This window comes from Rhodospirillaceae bacterium (genome assembly GCA_002728255.1).
In the GTDB taxonomy this organism is placed as follows: Bacteria; Pseudomonadota; Alphaproteobacteria; order UBA7887; family UBA7887.
The window spans coordinates 112690-134929 of the sequence record PBWV01000019.1 but is presented as its reverse complement, the minus strand read 5'-3'; the positions used below and the strand labels follow the sequence as shown (position 1 = coordinate 134929).

General features: G+C 48.8%; 21 protein-coding genes. 9 read left to right on the top strand and 12 right to left on the bottom strand.

Going from position 1 to position 22240, the window contains the following annotated elements; all coding sequences use genetic code 11:
* Window positions 1-19 precede the first annotated feature (19 nt).
* Window positions 20-1462: a hypothetical protein gene (locus CMM32_05105; protein ID MBT06279.1), complete on the top strand. Its 1443-nt coding sequence runs from the start codon at window positions 20-22 to the stop codon at window positions 1460-1462.
* Between the two features lie 17 nt (window positions 1463-1479).
* On the opposite strand, the gene CMM32_05100 is transcribed toward CMM32_05105, so the two are convergent.
* The 3 genes from CMM32_05100 to CMM32_05090 form a co-directional block, all read right to left on the bottom strand.
* On the bottom strand, window positions 1480-2682 hold the full coding sequence (locus CMM32_05100; GenBank protein MBT06278.1) for a coproporphyrinogen III oxidase: 1203 nt from the start codon (window positions 2680-2682) through the stop codon (window positions 1480-1482).
* A gap of 22 nt (window positions 2683-2704) precedes the next feature.
* Window positions 2705-3229 carry a non-canonical purine NTP pyrophosphatase, RdgB/HAM1 family gene (gene rdgB / locus CMM32_05095; GenBank protein ID MBT06277.1) on the bottom strand — a complete coding sequence of 175 codons (525 nt, stop codon included), beginning with the start codon at window positions 3227-3229 and terminating at the stop codon, window positions 2705-2707.
* A gap of 134 nt (window positions 3230-3363) precedes the next feature.
* Window positions 3364-4086, bottom strand: coding sequence for a ribonuclease PH (locus CMM32_05090; GenBank protein ID MBT06276.1), 723 nt, complete (start codon window positions 4084-4086; stop codon window positions 3364-3366).
* 101 nt (window positions 4087-4187) lie between these two features.
* Between CMM32_05090 and hrcA the strand changes: the two genes are divergently transcribed.
* The 5 genes from hrcA (at window position 4188) to CMM32_05065 (ending at window position 10168) form a co-directional block, all read left to right on the top strand.
* Window positions 4188-5249, top strand: a complete 1062-nt coding sequence (gene hrcA / locus CMM32_05085; GenBank protein MBT06275.1) for a heat-inducible transcriptional repressor HrcA — start codon at window positions 4188-4190, stop codon at window positions 5247-5249.
* Window positions 5250-5265: 16 nt separating this feature from the next.
* Window positions 5266-5913 carry a nucleotide exchange factor GrpE gene (grpE, locus tag CMM32_05080; protein ID MBT06274.1) on the top strand — a complete coding sequence of 216 codons (648 nt, stop codon included), beginning with the start codon at window positions 5266-5268 and terminating at the stop codon, window positions 5911-5913.
* A 174-nt stretch (window positions 5914-6087) separates the two neighbouring features.
* Window positions 6088-8019 (top strand): molecular chaperone DnaK, encoded by a 1932-nt coding sequence (locus tag CMM32_05075; protein ID MBT06273.1) that lies wholly within the window; start codon window positions 6088-6090, stop codon window positions 8017-8019.
* A 107-nt stretch (window positions 8020-8126) separates the two neighbouring features.
* Complete coding sequence (gene dnaJ, locus CMM32_05070) at window positions 8127-9257, top strand: molecular chaperone DnaJ (GenBank protein ID MBT06272.1); 1131 nt, start codon at window positions 8127-8129, stop codon at window positions 9255-9257.
* A 101-nt stretch (window positions 9258-9358) separates the two neighbouring features.
* A complete protein-coding gene (locus tag CMM32_05065; GenBank protein MBT06271.1) occupies window positions 9359-10168 on the top strand; it encodes a 4-hydroxy-tetrahydrodipicolinate reductase in 810 nt (269 codons plus the stop codon).
* 40 nt (window positions 10169-10208) lie between these two features.
* Here the strand turns inward: CMM32_05065 and CMM32_05060 are convergent, their stop codons facing one another.
* Window positions 10209-10898 carry a hypothetical protein gene (locus tag CMM32_05060; protein ID MBT06270.1) on the bottom strand — a complete coding sequence of 230 codons (690 nt, stop codon included), beginning with the start codon at window positions 10896-10898 and terminating at the stop codon, window positions 10209-10211.
* Between CMM32_05060 and nth the strand changes: the two genes are divergently transcribed.
* From nth to CMM32_05045, 3 genes are all read left to right on the top strand, one after another.
* Window positions 10817-11455, top strand: a complete 639-nt coding sequence (gene nth / locus CMM32_05055) for an endonuclease III (GenBank protein ID MBT06269.1) — start codon at window positions 10817-10819, stop codon at window positions 11453-11455. The two genes, CMM32_05060 and nth, sit on opposite strands and share 82 nt — an antisense overlap.
* Window positions 11456-11470: 15 nt before the next feature.
* Complete coding sequence (locus tag CMM32_05050; protein MBT06268.1) at window positions 11471-12499, top strand: adenosine kinase; 1029 nt, start codon at window positions 11471-11473, stop codon at window positions 12497-12499.
* 70 nt (window positions 12500-12569) lie between these two features.
* The gene (locus CMM32_05045; GenBank protein MBT06267.1) at window positions 12570-13790 is read left to right on the top strand and encodes an AmpG family muropeptide MFS transporter; all 1221 of its coding nucleotides are present in this window, start codon (window positions 12570-12572) and stop codon (window positions 13788-13790) included.
* Here the strand turns inward: CMM32_05045 and CMM32_05040 are convergent.
* The 8 genes from CMM32_05040 to CMM32_05005 all read right to left on the bottom strand — a co-directional run bounded on the left by CMM32_05040 (window position 13769) and on the right by CMM32_05005 (window position 22199).
* Window positions 13769-14515, bottom strand: coding sequence for a hypothetical protein (locus CMM32_05040; protein ID MBT06266.1), 747 nt, complete (start codon window positions 14513-14515; stop codon window positions 13769-13771). The two genes, CMM32_05045 and CMM32_05040, sit on opposite strands and share 22 nt — an antisense overlap.
* 81 nt (window positions 14516-14596) lie before the next feature.
* Window positions 14597-15304: a phosphate regulon transcriptional regulatory protein PhoB gene (gene phoB, locus CMM32_05035; protein MBT06265.1), complete on the bottom strand. Its 708-nt coding sequence runs from the start codon at window positions 15302-15304 to the stop codon at window positions 14597-14599.
* On the bottom strand, window positions 15301-16026 hold the full coding sequence (phoU, locus tag CMM32_05030; GenBank protein MBT06264.1) for a phosphate transport system regulatory protein PhoU: 726 nt from the start codon (window positions 16024-16026) through the stop codon (window positions 15301-15303). Before phoU ends, phoB begins: the two co-directional genes overlap by 4 nt.
* A gap of 24 nt (window positions 16027-16050) precedes the next feature.
* A complete protein-coding gene (locus tag CMM32_05025; protein ID MBT06263.1) occupies window positions 16051-16863 on the bottom strand; it encodes a phosphate ABC transporter ATP-binding protein in 813 nt (270 codons plus the stop codon).
* The gene (gene pstA / locus CMM32_05020) at window positions 16857-18164 is read right to left on the bottom strand and encodes a phosphate ABC transporter, permease protein PstA (protein MBT06262.1); all 1308 of its coding nucleotides are present in this window, start codon (window positions 18162-18164) and stop codon (window positions 16857-16859) included. The genes CMM32_05025 and pstA overlap by 7 nt, the downstream gene beginning before the upstream one ends.
* On the bottom strand, window positions 18157-19539 hold the full coding sequence (gene pstC, locus CMM32_05015) for a phosphate ABC transporter permease subunit PstC (GenBank protein MBT06261.1): 1383 nt from the start codon (window positions 19537-19539) through the stop codon (window positions 18157-18159). Before pstC ends, pstA begins: the two co-directional genes overlap by 8 nt.
* 73 nt (window positions 19540-19612) lie before the next feature.
* Window positions 19613-20650 carry a phosphate ABC transporter substrate-binding protein gene (locus CMM32_05010; protein MBT06260.1) on the bottom strand — a complete coding sequence of 346 codons (1038 nt, stop codon included), beginning with the start codon at window positions 20648-20650 and terminating at the stop codon, window positions 19613-19615.
* Window positions 20651-20816: 166 nt separating this feature from the next.
* On the bottom strand, window positions 20817-22199 hold the full coding sequence (locus CMM32_05005; GenBank protein MBT06259.1) for a two-component sensor histidine kinase: 1383 nt from the start codon (window positions 22197-22199) through the stop codon (window positions 20817-20819).
* Between the last annotated feature and the right edge of the window lie 41 nt (window positions 22200-22240).

Genomic DNA, 22240 nt, shown 5'->3' with positions numbered 1-22240 from the left:
CGAGCTACAGATTTTTTCAATGCGCTTATATCTCCAGCGTTTTTGTCGGCTAGCAACCTTTTTGTGTTTGTGCTTAACTAGCGCCTGTGCCCCCCCGATGGGCCATGGAATATTTTTGGAGGACCAGCNAGAGGCGGTGGTTCTAGCAGAAAAGCAAAAGCCATCAACCAGTATAGCAGTTTCCAATCCTAGTGGTCNTAACAATAATCTATCAGAAGATTCAGCGGTGCCGGGCTCAAGTGAGATGGTTGAGCCCCAAGGAGCCACTTCGACAGCCAAGATGCTGGAATTAATGGAAGAATCAAACCGCGAAGCGGCGCTAGCTGTTGTTATCCAGGCAGAAGTGCCTTCTCCAAGGCTATCGCCCACCCAATCAGGGTCCGAGGTTCATGCTACTCATCAGAGTCAGGAACCTTCTGAGATTTCGAGTAACAAGTTGATAGGGTTCTTGGTGCCATTGTCCGGGCGGGGTTCGGCGTTGGGAGAAGCAATGCTGAACGCCGCTCAGATGGCGCTGTTTGAGAGATTCGATCCANAAACGGAACTGATCATAAGAGATACAAAAGGAACTCCAGAGGGCGCGTACGCTGCTGCAATGTCTCTTATTTCTGTGGGCGCAGATGTCATTGTTGGTCCATTGTTCAACACGTCTGTGCGGTCCGTAGCTCCTTTGATCAGTTCTGCCAATATTCCGACAATTGTGTTTTCAAATGATATTACTGTTGCAGGTGAGGGAATCCATGTTTTTGGATTTACTCCAGAACAGGAAGTAGGGCGCATTCTCTCGTTTGCGACACGCGAAGGAAATCTTTGTGGGCTGGCTATAGTCCCGGATAGTGCATATGGTGAAGCGGTGTCCGAGGCCTTTGTGAGAAGCGATGGTCGGGCCGCGGTCAGCGAAAGTGTTGCGGTATTTTCTTCTGATGGTAGTGATATAACTGCCGTCGTTAAGGAGTTGGCTGCTGGGCACGCGGCGGAGGGGTCCGGCATACCTCTGGAGTGTATTTTGATCGCTGCTGGCGGCGATCAGCTCCGTGCTATCGCAACCCGCCTGCCCTATTATGATGTAGATATGGCCTCTGTGCAGTTATTGGGGACCGCACTGTGGAGGTCCCAAGGACTAGGTCAGGAGCCAGCGTTAAGAGGAGGGTGGTTTGCCGGCCCGGCCCCCGGGGACTTTGAGCAGTTTAATCAGGACTATCAAACTGCTTTCGGCTCGCCGCCGCCCTTTCGGGCAGCTTTAGCTTATGACGCTATTTCATTAGTTGGAAAATTGTTGGCCGGTACACAGAGTGGTTATGACATTAACGATTTGCTGTTAGATGACGCCGGCTTTCATGGTATCCAGGGCATATTCCGTTTTCGAAAAAGTGGTCGGACGGACCGGCCTCTTGCGGTATATGAGGTAACCAGACGGGGATCTAAAGTAATTGATCCCGCCTTGCAACGGTTTTCGTACTAGTTAGGTTGAAGGCCTTGCTATGGTAGCAGTCGCTCAATGATAGCATTCAGGAGCGGGCGGCCGCGAGTGGTAAGTTGAAGTTTTTCCGTGTTATTTATGATGAAATTATTTACGGAGAGATTCCTGAGGACACTGAAATCCAACATTTCATCTAGGAGATGACCCGTACGTTTCTCAAACCATTNTTTGCTAATGCCCTGGTGAAGGCGTAATCCCATGATTACTATTTCTCTTGTGCTCTGCAATAGGCTTAGGCTGTCCCGGCAGTTTTCCAAAAAGTTCCCCATCTTACTTTCTCTAAACCATTTTGCGGGGGACCGTAGTTGAGAAAGTGCGTAAATTCGACCATCTAAAGTTANGCGGCTGTGAGCGCCTGGTCCCACGCCGAGGTAGTCCTTGTAAAGCCAATACGCCAGGTTGTGCTGGCTCTCGCTGCCCGGGTGGGCGTGGTTGGAGATTTCGTATGCAGGTAGCCCCAAATCGCATAGTAATGACTGAGTTTGTCGATATAGCTGAACAGCCGTGTCATCATTGGGTATCAAAAGANCGCCACTTTTCTGTCTGGCATAGAATGCTGTCCCCCTTTCGATTGTTAGTTGATATACGGAAATGTGGTCGCCCACTAGCCCAATAGCCTCTCTTAGTTCCTTCTCCCACTGGTCCATGGTCTGGGCTGGACGGGAGTAAATGAGGTCAATGGAGGAATGAGTAAAGGTATCACGAGCGATCTCAGCGGCCGCCCTTGCTTCTCTCGCAGTGTGTTCACGGCCTAGAAACTTAAGATCCCTATCAACCAGAGACTGGACGCCTAAAGACAGGCGATTAACACCAGCGTTCCGAAGGTCTGCAAATTTCTCTGCTTCGGAAGAATTTGGATTAGCCTCAAGGGTAATCTCAACACTGTCCTGAAGGTGCCACTGCTGTCCGATTTGATCGATAATTTCTCCGACTATTTTTGGCTCCATTAGCGAGGGTGTACCACCCCCAAAAAATATGCTGGTTATTTTTCTAGGTCCTAGTAACTTTGCTCCCTCCTTAATTTGCTTCCTAATGGCGGCGCTCCAATCGCTAGGGGGCACACTCTGTTCAACGTGACTATTAAAGTCACAATATGGACATTTGGAGAGGCAATACGGCCAATGCACATAGATAGCGAGGTCTGCCTGCTCTTGCGATTGGCATCTTAGGGCATGATTAATGTTGGGTATCGTGGTGGGCATATCTTTGATGCAATTCCATGACTTACAGTAGCTCCTCGCGCAATTGGTTGAATGCCTGGGAGCGGTGGCTTATTGCATGTTTAGTGTTTTGGTCCATCTCGCCAAATGTTTCGGAGTAGCCGTCTGGTATAAAGATTGGATCGTAGCCGAAGCCTTTTGTTCCCCGGGACGGGAACGTTAGCCGTCCAAACACTTGCCCTATAAAGGTTTGGCATATACCAGAGGGAANTGAGACAGTGAGGGCGCATGTAAAGTGAGCATTTTTACTCAGGTTACCTAATCGTGTTTTTATTAGGTTAATGGCCTTTGTGTAATTTTTTTCAGGCCCGGCCCAGCGAGCTGAATAAATCCCCGGGCAGCCGTTGAGGGCAGGCACTACCAGGCCCGAGTCATCTGCAATGGCGGGTAATCCTGTCGATCGGCTTGCGCTGGTTGCCTTAATTTCGGCGTTGGCGGCAAAGGTGTCGCCATCTTCGACAGGCTCTTTCAGTTGCATATCCGACGCTGCTATGACCTTCAAATTAAGGGGAGCAAGAATAGCCCGCATCTCTCTGACTTTGCCAGGGTTATGGCTTGCTATGATTACTTGTTGGCCACTTAGTAATGCCAATGAATGGCTCCTTGCTATAGGTTGATGGTTGTCATGTTGGAAACCCAGGCCTATTCGAGAGAACTGCTGATTTATTCTCGACTTAAGAGGTGATCTCTCTGATGCACGAACAATTCCTGGCAGCTGATTTCTGCCAATGCTAACATTTTATTAAATTGTTCTTTTGTAAACGGCCCCCCTTCCCCGCTGGCCTGCACTTCTATAAGGCCCCCTCCTGAACAAAGAACGAAGTTCGCGTCAACCTCAGCGTTGCTGTCTTCATCATAGTCAAGATCGACAACAATTTGTCCTTTTACAACCCCGCAAGAAATTGCCGCTACCTGATCGAACAGTGGATTGACCTCAATTAGCTGCTCAAGTCGAAGACGCTCGAAAGCTTGGTTCAAGGCCACATAAGCACCGGTGATAGATGCAGTTCTCGTGCCCCCATCCGCCTGCAGCACATCGCAATCCAAGCGCACTTGTCTCTCGCCAAATTTATCAAGATTGGCAACAGACCGAAGGCTTCTNCCTATCAGGCGCTGTATTTCTAAAGTACGNCCAGATTGCTTTCCACGGGAGGCTTCACGGTCGGTTCTCGTATGGGTNGATCTGGGCAACATCCCATATTCTGCAGTAATCCATCCGGATCCAGTATTGCGCAAAAACGGCGGCACTCGGCCGTCCACACTCGCCGTGCACAGGACGTGTGTATGGCCAAATTTTATCAGANAAGAGCCCTCAGCGTGTTTGCTAACATTTGTTTCAATCGAAATCGGACGCAGGTCGGTGAGGGAACGTTTTGATGGTCGCATGCTAGACACCCNTTGATCGCACGTTATAAATTACCAAGTTAACTTGATTGGGAAACTAGGTCGAGTCTTGAAGTAACGGGCTTAGAAGCCGAAAACTTTGGATGAATGATGTGATAAGTGAGTTAAGTAGTAGGTCTAGGGAGATTTTCCGGGGCGTGGTAGAAGCTTTTTTCGAGACTGGTGAGCCAGTGGGTTCTAGAACATTGTCGAGGACCCTTCGGTTGGATTTGTCCCCCGCAACAATTCGTAATGTGATGGCCGATCTGGAAGAGGCAGGGTTGTTATATGCTCCCCATAAATCGGCTGGACGTTTACCCACTGATCGTGGAGTGCGGCTTTTTGTGGATGGCTTATTACAGGTTGGTGAGTTAACAAATGATGAGAGGGAAAACATAGAAAGTCGATGTGCGGGCAATGGGAGAAGCTTATCTGCAGTCTTGAATGAAACCACCGAGTTTTTATCGGGTTTGACCAAGACAGCGGGAATAGTGATAGCACCGAAATCGGATGCCGCGATAAATCATGTCGATTTTGTTTTACTCTCTTCGGGTAACGCNCTGGCTATCATGGTTACCAAAACCGGGTTAGTGGAGAATAGGTTAATAGAACTGCCAATGGGTTCCACACCTTCTAGTCTGGTACAGGCTGCAAATTATTTGAACGCCCAACTTGCTGGTCGGACGTTATTGGAAGCGCACAAGGTGATTTCTCAGGATCTAGATACCCACTCCACCCAGCTGGATGTGTTAGCAGAGCGCGTTGTTGAGGCGGGATTAGCCACATGGTCNACTGATGGTGAGAAACAAACCCTGATTCTGAGAGGGAAGGCAAACTTATTTGATGAAGTTGATGCAGTTGTGGACTTAGAACGTCTCAGGCAGTTGCTAGATACTTTAGAGCAGAAGAAGGGNTTCCTTAAAGTGATAGAGCAAACTGAGGCTGGTGAGGGAGTACATGTGTTTATCGGTTCCGAGAACCGTCTGTTTAATTTGGCTGGGTGTTCCATGATTGTCGCTCCCCTTGCAGGCGGGGCGAATAGTGAGGTTGGAGCAGGGCGACCGCTGGGAGCGATTGGAGTAATTGGTCCCACCCGGTTAAATTATGCTCGAATAATTCCTATGGTGGATTTTACCGCACGAGCAGTAAGTCGTTTGATGGGTTAGGAAAGGCATTTTAGTGATGAGTAATCAGAAGAAGAAGCCGGGTAAATCAGAAGAGGTGGAGGGTCAGGCAGAGAAATCTCATGTAGATGATCCCGCTCAGCCGGACAATGGCGCTCAAGACGCCAAGGCTGGGTCTCAGGCAGAGCAGCCGGCACCCCAGGAAGCCGGTCCCGAGACAGCAGAGGCGTTGAAGGATCAATTGTTGCGGGCACTAGCTGAGACAGAAAATTTAAGGAAACGGGCAGGCCGAGAGCGTGAGGACGCCGTAAAATATGGTATCACCGGTTTTGCCAGGGATATAGTTGGAATAGTTGATAATCTCCGTCGAGCAATGGATAGCGTTGAAGATCAGCCAGCGGAGGGCGGAGAGGTAATCAAGAGCCTGCAGGCGGGTATAGCAATAATCCAACAGGAGTTTGATGCTGTGTTATCCCGGCATGGCATAGAGGCTATTAGTCCCCTAGGTGAGGCTTTTGACCATAATTTTCACCAGGCCATGTATGAGGTTGAAGAAGGGGACCATCCTCCCGGTACGGTGGTTCAGGTTATGCAGCAGGGGTATAAAATCCACGACCGACTATTACGCCCGGCGATGGTGGGGGTGCAAAAGAAGCCTAATTCGGCTGTTTCTGCGCCAAAACAAGAGGCCGAACCCGAAAAATAGGGTTTTTGTGNCTTGCGGCGCTTGTACGGGGCGCCTGTGAGCCCCATATAAAACTTTACTCTAGTTGGCAGCGTGTGGTTTGACTACCCAGCCTGGGGCAGGCCAATTCAAAATTTAGAACATTCTGACAAGGGTTAATTGGAATCTTGGGGTGTTGAGTATGACGAGGAAGGTATGAGCAAGATTATAGGTATCGATTTGGGCACTACCAATTCCTGTGTGTCCGTGATGGAGGGCAAGGAGGCGCGTGTCATTGAGAATGCCGAGGGGGCACGAACTACCCCGTCCATTGTGGCATTTACGGATGATGGTGACAGGCTGGTTGGGCAGCCAGCTAAGCGGCAGATGGTGACGAATCCCGATGGCAGTCTATTTGCAATCAAACGCTTAATCGGGCGTTCATATGATGACCCATTAGTACAAAAAGATGCGGCAGTGGTTCCGTACTCGGTGGTGAAGGCCGACAATGGTGATGCCTGGATTGAGGCCAAAGACAAGAAGTATGCGCCCAGCCAATTAAGTGCTTTTGTTCTCCAAAAGATGAAAGAAACTGCTGAAAGTCACCTGGGCGCTAAAGTTGATAAGGCGGTGATAACAGTGCCGGCCTATTTTAATGACGCCCAGCGACAAGCGACAAAAGATGCCGGCCAAATAGCGGGGTTAGAGGTGCTGCGCATTATCAATGAGCCCACGGCGGCAGCGTTCGGTTATGGCTTGGATAAGAAAGAAGGCGGCGTGATTGCCGTGTATGATCTTGGCGGCGGTACGTTTGACGTCTCAGTGTTAGAAATAGGTGATGGGGTATTTGAAGTTAAGGCAACGAATGGTGATACGTTTTTGGGTGGCGAGGACTTTGACCTGCGTATAGTGAATTACCTTGCCGACGAGTTTAAGAAAGAGAATGGCATAGATCTGAGGGCTGATAAGCTGGCATTGCAGCGTCTTAAAGAGGCTGCGGAGAAAGCTAAAGTAGAGTTGTCCAGCACAACTCAAACGGAAATCAATCTTCCATTTATAAGCGCGGATCAGTCGGGCCCAAAACATCTTGCTATCAAGTTAACCCGGGCGAAATTAGAAGCTTTGGTAGGGGACTTGGTTGAGAAGACGATAGAACCGTGTAGGCAGGCTCTTAAGGATGCTGGTCTGAATGCGGGAGACATTGATGAGGTTGTTCTCGTGGGTGGTATGACCCGAATGCCTAAAGTTGTGGAGACGGTAAAGAATTTTTTTGGTAGAGAACCTCACAAAGGAGTTAACCCGGACGAAGTGGTGGCGGCTGGAGCTGCAATTCAAGGCGCTGTCTTAAGCGGCGACGTCAAAGACGTTTTGCTCTTGGATGTAACCCCCTTGTCTCTGGGGATTGAGACCCTGGGTGGTGTCTTTACGCGGTTGATCGAGAAAAACACCACCATTCCAACAAAGAAGAGCCAGACATTCTCCACGGCTGAGGATAATCAAACTGCGGTAACCATTCGCGTGTCCCAGGGTGAAAGAGAAATGGCGCATGACAACAAGTCGCTCGGTGAATTTAATTTGGAGGGCATAGCGCCAGCACCGCGGGGTATGCCCCAGATTGAAGTTAGTTTTGATATTGATGCTAATGGAATAGTAAATGTTTCTGCTAAGGACAAAGGTACAGGGAAAGAACAACAGATACGGATAGAGGCTTCCGGTGGTTTGGAACAAGAAGAAATTGACCGGATGGTGGCGGAGGCGGAGCAACACGCTGAGGAGGATAAAAAGAGGCGGGAGTTGGTAGACAAGAGGAATCAAGCTGATGGCCTGCTCCACGCCACAGAAAAATCCTTAGCTGAGTATGGTGAAAAGATAGAGAGTGCTGAAAAGGCTGTTATAGAGGAAGCTATTGTGGCGCTCCGTGAAGCAATAGGTGGTGAGGACTTGGTAGCCATAGAGGCGGCGAGTAGTAAATTGCAAGAAGTTGCCATGAAACTTGGCGAAGCCATGTACAAGGAACAGGCGGAGGCGGCAGGTACGGAGCCCGAGGCGGGAGGAAGCGGCGGAGAGGCGAAATCGGGGGATGCAGACGCGACAGTGGTTGACGCCGACTTTGAAGAAGTAAAGGAAGATGATCGACCAGGTCAGTGATGACCTNATGTAACGCTTCGCTATACTGGCAGGGAGCGCGCAAGTGTTGGCCTTAGAGGGATAGTTCCAAGAACCTTTTGATTAAGTGAAGAAGCGGAGCCGTAAGAATGGCCAAGCGAGATTACTATGAGACGCTGGGCCTGCAGAGGGATGCGGGTGAGGGTGAGATAAAAAAAGCCTATAGAAGGCTCGCAATGGAGTGTCACCCGGATCGAAATCCTGGCGATGAGGCGGCCGAACGCCGTTTTAAGGAGTTATCGGAAGCTTACAGCATTCTAAAGGACGATGAAAAACGTGCTGCCTATGATCAGTTTGGACATGCTGCTGTAGATGGCAGTGGCGGCCAGCATCNAGGTGCTGGTTTTGGTGGTTTTAGTGCCTNAGGCTTTGCAGATGTATTTGAAGATTTGTTTGGCGATTTTGTTGGTAGACGCAATGAAGGAGGGGCGCGTCAGGGAGCCGACTTGCGCTACAACATGGAGATTTCGCTGGAGGACGCATACCACGGAAAAACCACTAATATTAGAACAACTGCTGCGGCCACGTGCGACGAGTGTGGTGGCAACGGCGCTGAAAAAGGCACTACTCCCGTCGCCTGTTCTTCTTGTCAGGGTATGGGTAAAGTAAGGGCTCAACAGGGGTTTTTCACCATAGAACGGACTTGCCCAACGTGCCAGGGTGCCGGACGTGTAGTAAAGAGCGTTTGTAGAAATTGTGGGGGAGGTGGCAGAGTTTCTAAGGAAAAGAAGCTACAGGTGAATATCCCTAAGGGCGTCGAGGATGAAATGCGAATTCGATTAACGGGAGAAGGAGAAGCCGGCATCAGGGGAGGACCGCCTGGAGATCTCTATATTTTTCTGCGTTTGGCTCCACATAGTTTGTTTGAGCGTATAGGTGCGGAATTGCATTGCCAGGTGCCCTTGCCAATGACACAAGCAGTCCTTGGCGGTACTCTGGAGGTGCCTACTATTGGTGGAGGCCGGGCTAGGGTCACTATTCCTGAGGGCACCCAAAGTGGCCAACAGTTTAGGCTTCGGGGCAAGGGCATGCCTGTGATGCGAGGAAGCGGAACCGGTGATATGATTGTCCAGACCAAGGTGGAAACCCCTATTAACCTTAGCGACGAACAAAAAGAGTTAATCAAAGAGTTTGCTAATAATGAAGGCACCTCAAATAGTCCTGAGGCAGAGGGTTTTTTTGCTAAGGTGAAAGAGCTTTGGGATGATATTAAAGATTAAGCCTGACTGAGATAGCCGCTACGATTTGTCTGTGACCCGTGAATGAAGATTGAGGTGGGTCAACTGATAGGGGGGTGGCGAGGAAACTGTAAATGGCGGAAATAAAGGTTGGAATAGTTGGATCGGCTGGCCGCATGGGCAGTGCGTTGGTCAGGGAGATTACAAAGTCGGAAGGTGTCAAGTTGGTGGCTGCCATCGAAACTTCTGCTCATCCCAGTTTAGGCAAGGATGCTGGTTTGATAGCTGGCATAGGCGAACTTGGCGTTGAAATAGGCCACAGTGCAGAAGAGTTATTCTCGGCGGTTGATTGTGTAATTGAATTCTCTGGGCCGGGGCCTACGGTGGAACACGCTGCCTACGCAGCTCGACGGCAAGTAAAACACATTATTGGCACTACTGGTTTAGATGGAGACCAGGAGGCGGCCTTACTTAGGGCTGCGGGGGAAACCCAAATTTTCTGGGCCCCTAACATGAGTATGGGTGTCAATGTTCTTCTAGCTTTGGTCGAGAAGGCATCGGCTGCATTGAATGAAGATTTTGATGCTGAAGTTGTAGAGATGCACCATCGGAGAAAAGTTGATGCGCCATCTGGTACAGCACTAGCGTTGGGCCGGGCAATTGCTCAGGGCCGCGGGGTCGAACTAAAAGACGTAAGTCGGAGGGTCAGAGACGGAATTACTGGTGAACGTGTCCGTGGGGAGATTGGCTTTGCTGTTCTTCGCGGTGGTGATGTGGTTGGAGACCACAGNGTGATATATGCCAGTGATNACGAAACGGTCGAGTTAGTTCATAGCGCTTCCTCACGGCAAATCTTTGCCGCGGGAGCTGTCAGGGCAGCATTCTGGTTGCAAGACAAACCTCCGGGGTTGTATGGCATGAGGGATATGCTTGGACTGCACGACATTTCATAATGATGTTGTCGTTGGTGGCTCGGCATATTGGACGGGTAACCTAGATCCTTCTGAGAGCTTCTTGGAGTGCTGCAGCGAGCGAGATTTGGTCGTTTTTGGATAAAAACGAGCCTACCTGCACAGACTGGCCTCCTGATGAAAAAACGAGTTGTCCCTGGTTACTATTTTGGTTTCTTAAAGTAATGCGCAGCCAATACGGTTGGAAATGCCAGCTGCTTTTGGTTCCATTCGCTGTTATTCTCTCTATAGTCAAATTGTGGGGGCGTAGTGAAATTATTTCTTTGCGCTGCAGTTTTTTGGAGCATGCGCGGAAAGCAAGATATAGAACAATAAATTCTATACAGAAAAATCCCGAAATAGGCCACGCCCCTGCCAAAGAGAATATAGTGGAGCCCAAAAAGAAAATAACGCCGGCGGTACCCAGCAGAACTTTTGCAGCGGGCTTTTTTAGAGATTGGTTTGGGGTGAGAACTGCGCCAAATAACAGAGGACCCGTTTGTAAGGGTGGTTTGATGGGATCCAAAAGAAGTGTCTTTCCGGTTGGGTTAGCATGTTGTGTTGATAACACGTAGTGGCTTAGGCTGTTGTGTAGTAAAAGAGGTGAGATACCAAGAATGGGCAATATATAAGCCGAGATAGTAACTGGGAATGAAAAAAAAACAGATTGTTGAAATGTTCCAGCGTTTATCGAGTGAGCTCCCTGAGCCGAAAGGCGAGCTGTACTATACAAATCCCTTTACTTTGTTAGTTGCGGTGGTGTTGTCCGCGCAAGCAACTGATGCCGGCGTAAACAAGGCTACTGCGGCCTTATTTGATGCGGCAGATAGTCCAGCAGAGATGGTGGCCTTAGGGGAGGGACGCGTCCGGGAGCTAGTGAAAAGCATAGGCTTATATCGGAACAAGGCAAAAAACGTAGTCCTTTTGAGTCAGAAGCTAATGGATGAGTTTGATTCCGAGGTGCCTCAGACTCGGGAAGAATTGGAGAGTCTACCTGGGGTAGGGCGGAAAACGGCAAACGTGGTCTTAAACATCGCCTTCGACTTGCCAACTATAGCTGTGGATACACACTTGTTTAGAGTAGGTAACAGAACAGGGCTTGGGGTAGGAAAGACGCCTCTCGAAGTAGAGAAGGCTTTGGATAAGGCTATTCCGGACGAGTACAAGCTTCACGCCCATCATTGGTTAATTCTACATGGACGCTATATTTGTAAAGCGAGGGCCCCCGAATGTCCCAATTGTCTAATACGGGATCTTTGTGACTACCGTGAAAAACGGGTGGAGGTGTAATGATCAAATTTAATGATGATCGTTGGTATAATAACGGCAAAGAATCTGGAGATTGTATCGGTGACAAAAGTTCAAATTGATGTTGTAGGAATTGGCAATGCCATAGTAGATGTGTTTGCGAGCTGCGACGATGATTTCTTGGCGAGAAATAGTATGGCTAAGGGTGTCATGACCTTGGTTGATCAAGAGGCGGCATCGGCGCTTTACACGAGAATGGATGGAACAACGGAGAGTTCAGGGGGGTCTGCGGCAAACACTGTAGCCGGTATAGCGGCTCTTGGGGGCCAAACATCCTTTATTGGTAAGACCCGCGATGATAAGNTAGGGGAGATTTTTCGGAATGATATACAATCTCTAGGCGTTCATTTCGACACCCCTCCAACTACCGATGGTGCGGGCACGGCCAGATGTCTGGTGTTCGTGACAGATGACGCCCAAAGAACCATGGCCACTTATTTAGGGGCGTGTATCTCTCTCGTCCCGGATGATATAGCTCCTGATCTTATTTTGGGGGCTAAGGTTACCTATCTGGAGGGTTATCTTTGGGATCCACCGGAGGCCAAGCTCGCCTTTCGCAAGGCCGCCAAGCTTGCTAATGACAATGGCAGGAAAATAGCATTGTCTCTTTCTGATCCATTTTGTGTAGAGCGCTATCGCAAGGAGTTTATGGAGTTTATCAGAACTCAGGTGGATATTGTTTTTGCCAATGAGGATGAAATAACTTCCCTGTATATGGCTAAAGAGTTGCAGGAGGCTGTTACAGCCATCAAAAATGATTGTGAGCTTGCGGTTATTACTCTGGGGGCGAAAGGGTCACTCATCGTTACTAATGATGCAGAATATGAAATTGAGGCTGCGCCGGTAGAGACTGTTGTCGACACTACTGGTGCTGGTGATCTTTATGCGGCGGGATTCTTATATGGTTATACAGCAGGTCGTGATAATGCAACGTGTGGCTTGTATGGTTCCCGAGCTGCTGCAGAGGTCATTAGTCATTTTGGTGCAAGGCCTGAGAGGCCATTGAAAGAAGTTGTAGTTGGATAGCCCAGAACACACGGGGCCCCGTACTTGGCGGGACGCGCTTCTGGCCTATCGTGATCCTCGGGTNATTACGATGATACTTCTGGGGTTTTCCGCGGGCCTTCCTTTTTTGCTTGTTTTTTCTACTTTGTCGGCCTGGTTNCGGGACGCGGAGGTGAGCCGGGCGGCAATCGGTTTTTTTAGTTGGGTGGGCATAACCTACTCAATAAAGGTAATTTGGGCTCCGGTGATCGATAGGTTGCCTGTTTATTTCATCACCAGGCGTCTCGGGCGGCGACGAAGCTGGATGNTAATTGCCATGATAGGTATTGCCGTAGGCCTTTTGGGGCTTTCCAGTGTGGANCCTGCTNGCGAACTACGGGCTGTTGCAATGCTGGCNCTTCTTGTGGCGTTCTCCTCTGCTACCCAGGATGTTGCNATTGATGCTTATCGTATAGAGATAGTGGAAGAGCGTCTCCAGGGAGCGATGGCTGCTACCTATCAGTTTGGTTACCGACTGGCACTATTAGTAGCTGGCGGGGGGGCTTTACTAATGGCGGATTATACAAGTTGGTCGTCCACATATATAGCCTTATCTGGTTTGATGTTAGTTGGTGTAGTAACGGTCCTTTTTATCCCTGAACCGAAAAGCGCATATGTCATGCCGGATGAGGGTGCCAATTTTTTCGGGTGGTTTCTTTCTGCTGTGTACAAACCCTTCGCCGATTTTTTTTCGCGAAATGGGTCGCTTGCCCTATTGATATTGGCATTTGTGGGAATTTTTAGAATTAGTGACTTACTTATGGGGGTAATGGCTAATCCGTTTTATATCGACATGGGCTTTACCCTGACCGAGATTGGGGTGGTAACAAAGTTTTATGGCACCCTAGCAACTATAATCGGGGCCTTTTCTGGGGGGCTNCTGGTCGTAAAATTTGGTATTTTACGCCCTCTNCTTNTAGCAGCGGCCCTACTTGCTTTGACAAATTTNCCTTTTGCTATTCTAGCTAGTCTTGGTGCGAATTTATGGCTTCTGGCCGGAACTATAACGGCCGATAATTTTTCGGCAGGCCTCGGTGGGGCAGTATTCATCGCCTACCTGTCCAGTCTGACTAATCGGCTGTACACGGCGACCCAATATGCTTTGTTCACATCTCTAATGACTTTGCCAGGAAAGTTTTTAGGGGGTTTTAGTGGCATCTTAGTGGACGGGTATGGCTACACGAAATTTTTTATACTAGCGACATTAGCTGGCATACCCGCCATTTGTTTAGTGTTGCTTCTCATGCGAAGTCAGGCAAGACGTTTGGCGTAAAGTCGGATGCCTGGCTTCCAGGCCCAACGGACTTTAATAATATCAAATCCGTGTGAAANAAGGAGCTTGGCTAGATTTGAAGGGTTGAAATAGAGGCAGTGCGAAGGTGGGCAGAATGCATCCCACTCGTATATGTTCTTTGGTCTCCGCCAGTGCCCAATGTCGGGTGTCGTCAAATATAAAAGGGCGTTTGGCTTCATGAGTTGCGCTATAGCAGACAAAAAAGAATTTACATCAGAGACATGTTCAATTACTTCAGAACAGTACACCACATCAAACTGCATCGTTGTTTGATACTGCTGAACAGTGCCTTGAAAATAGTCGTTTCCAGGAAAATTTTTCCGTGCGTAGTCAAGAGAAGCCCCATCCAACTCAATACCATGTGCTTCAAAACCGGTTTCTCTGGCAGCTTCCATGGTAAAGCCCCCATTACAGCCTATATCCAAAAACTTGTTTCCAGACGCCTTGTTCCTTATTTTTTTCAGGAGTCTTCGGGCACGACGGAGCTTTTTATCTGCTTTTGCAAAATATCCAGTTGTGGTTCCGCAGTACGCGTCGCTATAGAGGCTTGATACGCTTTCTAATGAAAGCATCGGATCAAGGTAGACGAGTCCGCAGTTTTCACACTTGTAAAGGCACAGCCTATCTTGAGTGGCATACAGTGGGGCGTTTGGACTATTACATATTTGGCAGGGGGTCGTCGCTGTTTTAGTCGAATCCGTCATGGCGTTTTAATCATACGACAAGTCACAACAAGGCGCGACCTAGGATTATGGTGTTTCTTTGCTCAATTACTGGCTACGGAATTAGCTCAGTGGCTTTTCCAAAGCATATCCCGCTGAGCGGACTGTTCGTATCAGATCAGCTCCGTTTTCGCTGTTAAGTGCCTTTCTTAAACGCCGTATATGAACATCCACAGTGCGAGCCTCCACCACTATATCGCGGCCCCACACCGCGTCCAGCAACTGCTCGCGAGAGTAGACCCTTTTTGGGTTTTCAAGAAAGTGNCGAAGAAGCCTATATTCCGTTGGTCCGAGGGANATGTAGCGNCCAGAGCGCTTTACTCTGAAGGTGGNGAGGTCCATTTCAATATCCGCGTANATAAGGACTTCTTGNGATGTTANCGGCTTAGANCGACGCAGAACGGANGCCACTCGNGCGACNAGCTCAGCAGGTGAAAACGGCTTGGAGATGTAGTCATCAGCACCGCTTTCAAGACCCTGAACTCGATCTAGCTCTTCCCCGCGGGCTGTTAACATAATGATGCCTATATCTCGGGTATCCTTCTGACGTCTTAGGGCTCTACAAATTTCCAACCCAGAAACGGAGGGAAGCATCCAATCTAGAATGAGGACATCTGGCTTTTCCTCTTTTATCATTATCAGCCCTTCTTCTCCGTCTAGTGTGTTACGAACACGATAACCAGCGCGCGAAAGGTTATAACGAATAACTTCAGCGATATCGGGTTCATCCTCGACGATAAGTACAGATGCTTTGCTAATTTGTATGCTCATTGGTCCCTATTCTGACCTTCTGCAGGAGTATGTAGGGAAGTAGTGTCGGCCTTAGGTCTATCACCCATGGTTCTCTCGCCGGTACTGTGATAATGGATGATTTCGCAGATGTTCGTTACGTGGTCACCTATCCTTTCCATGTTTTTTGCAACGAATAGGAGGTGGGTACAGGTCGTAAGAAGTTTTGGATCCTCAAACATATAGGTTAACAATTCGCGAAACATACTGTTGTAGAGTTCGTCGACTTTTTCATCTTCGCGCCAAGTGCTCATGGCTTTCTCGCGATCGTTATCGATAAAGGCGTCCAGGGAGTTCTTCACCATTGTTTGCACTATGAGGGCCATGGCCCTTAGGCTAGAAAGTGCAGGAAATTGATCAACACTGGATAAAGCAATTGTACGTTTGGCAATATTGGCGGCGAGGTCTCCCATTCGTTCCAAATCTGATGAGATTCGCAGCGCACCAATGACAGCACGAAGGTCATCTGCCATCGGTTGCCGCAGAGCTAGCATTGAAACAACCTGCCGCTCAACTGCAACCTCCAGCTCATCAATTTCTCTGTCATTTTCGATGATCTGTTCAGCTGCCGCGCTATCCCGATTCGTGATAGCCGACACAGTGGCTGTAATTTGACTTTCAACTAAACCGCCCATTTGCAATATGGCGTTTGTCAGATTGGCTAACTCGTCATCGTAGGATTGGACTATGTGCTCTGTCGACATTTGTTAGACTCCATACTTACTCAATTAACCAAAGCGTCCCGTTATGTAATCTTGCGTTTTTTTCTCTGAAGGNTTGGTGAAAANTTTTTCAGTAGGACCAAATTCCACCAAATCCCCTAGGTGAAAGAAGGCAGTTTTTTGTGATACTCGCGCCGCCTGTTGCATGTTGTGCGTAACAATAATAATGGTGAAATCCTTACGAAGTTCATCCATTAACTCCTCGATTCTAGCTGTTGCGATGGGATCGAGGGCTGAGCATGGTTCGTCCATAAGAATAATCTCAGGGTTTATGGCAATGGCTCTCGCTATACACAACCTTTGCTGTTGCCCACCCGATATTCCTGTCCCGGGTTCATCGAGGCGATCTTTAACCTCTTCCCAGAGACCTGCCTTGGTCAGGCTGTTCTGAACTATATCATCTAGGGCAACACGGTTTTCTGCTAGACCGTGTATTCGAGGCCCATAAGCAACATTTTCATAAATCGATTTTGGAAATGGGTTGGGCTTTTGGAATACCATGCCAACACGTGTTCGGAGTTGGACCACATCTACCGAGGAGTGGTTAATATTATTACCATCGATCAGTATGTCGCCGGTGACCCTGCACCCTTCTATAGTATCATTCATGCGGTTGAGGCATCGTAAAAAGGTCGATTTACCGCATCCCGACGGGCCAATACAGGCGGTAACCTCGTTGCCAGATACCGAGATGGAAATGCTGTTAAGGGCTGGGTTCTCACCATAGAATACATTGACATCCTTTGTGATGACCTTTGGAGATCCGATGAAAGCCACTTCTTTGTTCTTGTCGGGTGATGGGGCCNCAGCCATTACCATCTCCGCTCAAATTTACGTCTTAGATACACAGCTGCTCCATTCATTGTAATTAAGAAGGCAAGTAATACCATTATGGCCGCGGAGGTTTTTTCTATAAAGGCTCGTTCAGGGTTGTCGGACCACAAATAGACTTGTACTGGCAATGCAGTGGACGCATCTAGCGGCCCACTTGGCACATCTACGATGAATGCGACCATGCCTATCATTAAAAGCGGGGCGCTTTCCCCTAANGCGCGTGCCATTCCTATGATTGTNCCAGTTAAAATNCCTGGNACGGCNAGNGGCAGGACATGGTGGAGCACTGTCTGCATTTGAGATGCNCCAATNCCCAGGGCNCCNTCNCTTATNGATGGGGGAACGGCNTTGAGNGAGGCGCGNGCNGCTATTATAACCGTTGGNANNGTCATTANNGCCAGGACCATACCTCCCACTAAGGGTGCAGATCTGGGAAGGCCAAAGAGGCTCAGGAACATGGCTAGCCCCAGCAGGCCGAATATAATGGATGGCACGGCAGCTAGATTGTTGATGTTGACTTCGATTAGATCTGTAAACTTATTAGAAGGCGCAAATTCTTCTAGGTAGATAGCTGTCATAACCCCGAAGGGAACAGAGAGAGCGATACACACCGCCATCATCCAAAATGATCCGACCATTGCACCCCAAATGCCGGCCAGTTCAGGTTCGCGGGAATCGCCGGTAGTGAGAAACATGGTATTAAAAACCGTTCGAATTTGGTCAGCCGATTCTAAGGTTTCCAACCATGATAGTTGTTGGTCACTCAACCTGCGCTGGGTCTCTGGGACGTCGCGAGGCATTTTNCCCTTTACTGCCATGTCGACGTCATCAGAGGCGGTAAACCATATCCTCTGACTAGTTCCAATTAGCGACGGGTCAGCCAAGATTATTTTCCTGAGCTCCAGTCCCATGCTTGACCCAATTAGCTTGTAGAGTGCGCGCTTTTGTTGACGGGTTTCTGCGTCCGGGAATTGCTTATAAAGCGCCGTCTTTATGAGGCCTGTATAATTAGCACGCTTTAATACAGCGCTGTCTCTATTGCCGTCGGGGTCAATCTTTAACTCATCAAAAAATATAGTTGTGGCTATCTCCGTTTGAACGAAGGCGGTATANCCTCGGCTACAAATNGCGAACAGCAGAACGACTAAAGCGCTTAAAGCAAGCAGAATTGCAANTCTTGTGTACCAAATAAAACGCCGCTCGGATGCATACCGTTTGGCCAGGTGTCTGGACGTGTTGCGACCTTTGTTCTCTAGAGCACTATGAGATTGAGTTTTTTTACTCATATTTCTCACGATATTTTTGTACTACTCGGAGCGCGATAAAATTCAAAATCAGAGTTGCGATAAATAGCGTGAGCCCAAGTGCAAAAGCAGCCAGAGTTTTTGGGCTGTCAAACTCCTGGTCCCCGACCAAAAGTGTAACGATTTGCACGGTAACTGTTGTGACCGCCTCAAAAGGATTGGCAGTGAGTTTTGCCGCGAGACCCGCCGCCATAACAACGATCATGGTTTCCCCGATTGCCCGTGATACTCCGAGGAGCACTCCACCTACAATGCCCGGCAAAGCCGCTGGAAGGACAACCCTTTTGATGGTTTCCGATTGAGTGGCACCCAGCCCGTAGGATCCATCTCTTAAAGATTGGGGCACTGCGTTGATAATATCATCAGAGAGTGATGAAACGAAGGGTATGATCATTACTCCCATGACAACCCCAGCAGCCAGGGCACTCTCTGACGCGATGTCCAGGCCAAGCACAGCGCCCAAGCTCCTCATAGCAGGAGCAAGGCTAATGGCGGCAAAAAAGCCATAAGCGACGGTGGGAACTCCAGCAAGTATTTCNAGTGTTGGTTTGACNGTTGCTCGAACTGAAGGTGGAGCGTACTCAGATAGGTAAATAGCGGAGAACAGGCCAACCGGAACTGCCATCGCCATCGCTATTAGAGTGATTAAAATTGTACCTGTAAATAGGGGGATGGCTCCGAAGGCGCCGGAGGCTCCCACTTGGTCNTCCCGGATTGCCGTTTGGGGACTCCACTCTAACCCAAACAAGAAATCTGAAACGGAAACCGCGTTAAAAAANCGCATGGCNTCAAATAACAATGACAGAATTATTCCTATGGTTGTGATGATAGCTACCGTGGAGCTNATAAAAAGGGCNGCTGACAAAACCCGCTCTACCGCTTGACGCGACCTCAGTGTGGGGACAATTTTAGAGCGCCCCCATGCCATCCCACCTACAGCGATTGTTAGGACTACGACTAACATTGAGGCGTTTCCTATACTTCTAAATTTTTGAAGTTGGTCGGCCGCTAGTGCAATAACCGGGTCTGGCTCGCTGACAACAAATATGCCTTCAGCCATATTTTTAATATCTGCCATCAACAAATTTGTTTGTGCTGGAGACAGTCTCTGAAATTCTTCCGGTAGAGAGCTCAGAAGCAATTGTTCAAAAAATACTGGTTGCACAATTAGCCAGGCGGACCCCACAAGTATGGCTGGTAACGCGCACCAGAGAGCCACATAGANTCCATATTGATGTGGGCGGGAGTGAAGTTTCTCTGAGTCTCCGGAGACTACGGTCAATGAACGGTTGCGACCATAAAAAAACCCTACCCAAGTGAGTAGCGCCAGAATAATTAGTAACAGTAGAGTTGTCATTAAGTGGCCACTCACCTTTATGGTTTAACAAGAAAGATAGTGGGCCCAAATGGGCCCACTATGTAACAGTCAGTTACCGCTCCAGTTGGGCAAGTTCTTGTCCATCCTTTTGAAACTTAGCTCTCTCTTCATCGGNCATCGAAATCANNCCCTTTTCTGAGAGGTAACCATCGGGCCCCCAAGCTTGATCACTTGTAAACTCCGCCAAATATTCCATGACGCCCGGGATAACCGTTGCGTGGGCGTGTTTAACGTAGAAATACATGGAGCGTGAAACGGGGTAGTCGGAGTTGGCAATGCTGTCAAAGTTTGGCCCCACTCCATCAATTAAATTGCCTTGGATTTTGTCTATGTTTTGATCTAGNAAACTGAAGCCAAAGATCCCAAACGCATTTGGGTTGGCAACCAGTTTCTGAATGATTAATACATCGTTTTCCCCCGCCTCAATGAAGGCTCCGTCCTCGCGGATTGCATGGCAAAAAGCCTTGTACTTTTTCTTGTCTTGTTTTTTCATTGCTTTAAGAGCAGGAAATTTTTTACAACCGCCTTCCATAGCGAGCTCGACAAAGGCATCCCGGGTTCCTGAGGTCGGGGGTGGGCCCATGACCTCAATGGGAGATTTTGGCAGAGACGGATCTATGTCACTCCAATTTTTGTAGGGATTAGGAACTAATTNTTCTCCTGANCCNTCCGTCGGAACGTCCTTGGCTAAGGCCATGAAAAGTTGCTTCAAAGTAATAGACATTTGGGCNGATGCNCGGGAGTTGGACAATACAATCCCATCATAACCAATCTTGATTTCGGTTATGTCGGTAACGCCGTTTTTTGCACACCGCTCCACTTCGTTTTGTTTAATGCGACGGGACGCATTGGTGATGTCTGGATGCTCCACACCGAGGCCCGCACAGAAAAGCTTCAGTCCACCACCAGAGCCAGTGCTCTCTACCACAGGTGTTTTGAAACTTGTGGTCTTACCAAATTGCTCAGCCACTGCCGTNGCAAATGGAAAGACCGTAGAAGATCCTACTATACGTATTTGATCGCGCGCTTCTGATTCTCCCGAGGCAGCCAAGACTAGGCCCGCAGCCAGGATAATATTTCGAAAGCTCACTTTCTTTCTCCTTTTCTTGCTAACATAAGATTCGAGACTTGAGAGCCCTCTTTGTCATCACAAAGGTCAGGTCTCTATCGCGGATCTCTTTTGCGTACAGGATCAGAGCGCACATTATATTACGTTTACGTTACAGTTTTATTTCACTGGCAACAGTAAGGTGATTTTATTGGATCTCTAGGACAGGGATAGTTATCGAGGCGGCGGTTCCTTTCCCTCCTTTACTTGTAATAGAGAGTTGGCCTCGGTGGCGATTAACAATATGTTTGACAATGGCCAGGCCTAAGCCCGTACCCCCGAGCCCTCGCGACCTGGCTTTATCCACTCTGTAAAATCGCTCCGTCAGCCTGCCAAGGTGTTTCTCTGGAATTCCCGCGCCATTGTCTAAAATACTGACAGTCACCGTCTGAGACTTTTCAGGGGACCCTGTCAGTCTAATTTTTACCGAGACTTCTGAGCCCCCATATTTGATGGCATTATCAAGAAGGTTCTGAAAGGCGCGCCTTAAGGAGTGAGGGTCGGCGGCAACTTCAATGTCTTGAGCGCGGTCTTCAAGGTTTATGGTAACCCTTGTTTGTCGGGCCCGCCACTCAATATCTTCTATGGCTCCTTTAATTATGGACATAAGGTTCGTCCGTTCCGAAGGGGAATTGTGTTCCATCATCTCAATTTGCGACAAGGATAATANGTCTTCGATAAGCCGATTAATCCGTNCAGCATGATCTTGAATGATATCCAAAAACCGTTCTTGCGCCTCTATATCATCTTTTGCAGGGCCCCGGAGTGTTTCTAGAGCCCCAGAGATAGCTGCCAAGGGTGTCCGAATTTCGTGACTNGCATTCGCGACAAAGTCTGCCCGTGTTTGATCTATGTCTTTTAAGGTTGTGATATCGTAGAACCCTATCAGNGTGGCCCGTGTTTGCTGGCNCTCGAGTTTCACGGGAAAGGCGCGGCATAAAAAAGTTCTGGCAGGCTCCGGNAGTGGAATTGTGAATTCTCGCTGGGNTGAAGAACCCTTCTCCAACACCTCCGANCAAGCGGTCAAAACTTCTGGGGCTCTAAATATAGTAGCTAAATTGCGTCCAAGTATGTCNTCGCCAAANGCACTTCTGGCCGCTTTATTAGCACGGGAAANCGCCCTGTCAGNATCTAGGATGATNANGGGNTCTGGAAGGAGTTCAATGATATTGTTNCTNGTGCGAACTGAGAGCGAGAGCTCTTCTATCTGTGCGTTCCACGCGCGCTGCAATGCCCGGAGTGCGGTGGTGGTTTCTCGCCCGAGGTTCGACCTGCCAAAGTCTGGTGGCTGCGCCCGATGTTTGGAGGCTAGACTTTCACTAAAGCCTGGCAGGAGGGTAAGCCCTGCAACGATTGGCATAGCCATTATTATAGTGGCTGCGGCCGCTAAGGTCCAAGCCGCAATCGCCTGGGGGGNGGAAAGCTGGGTGAACTGGCTTACAATAAGTAATGCCATCCCAGCAGGTAGGGACAGATAAAAAGCTATACGAAACAATCTGAAAAGACGCGAATGTCTCTTAAAGAGCAACATATATCCTCTTAGGAGGGCGCCTTAANTATTTGGGNCTCCAG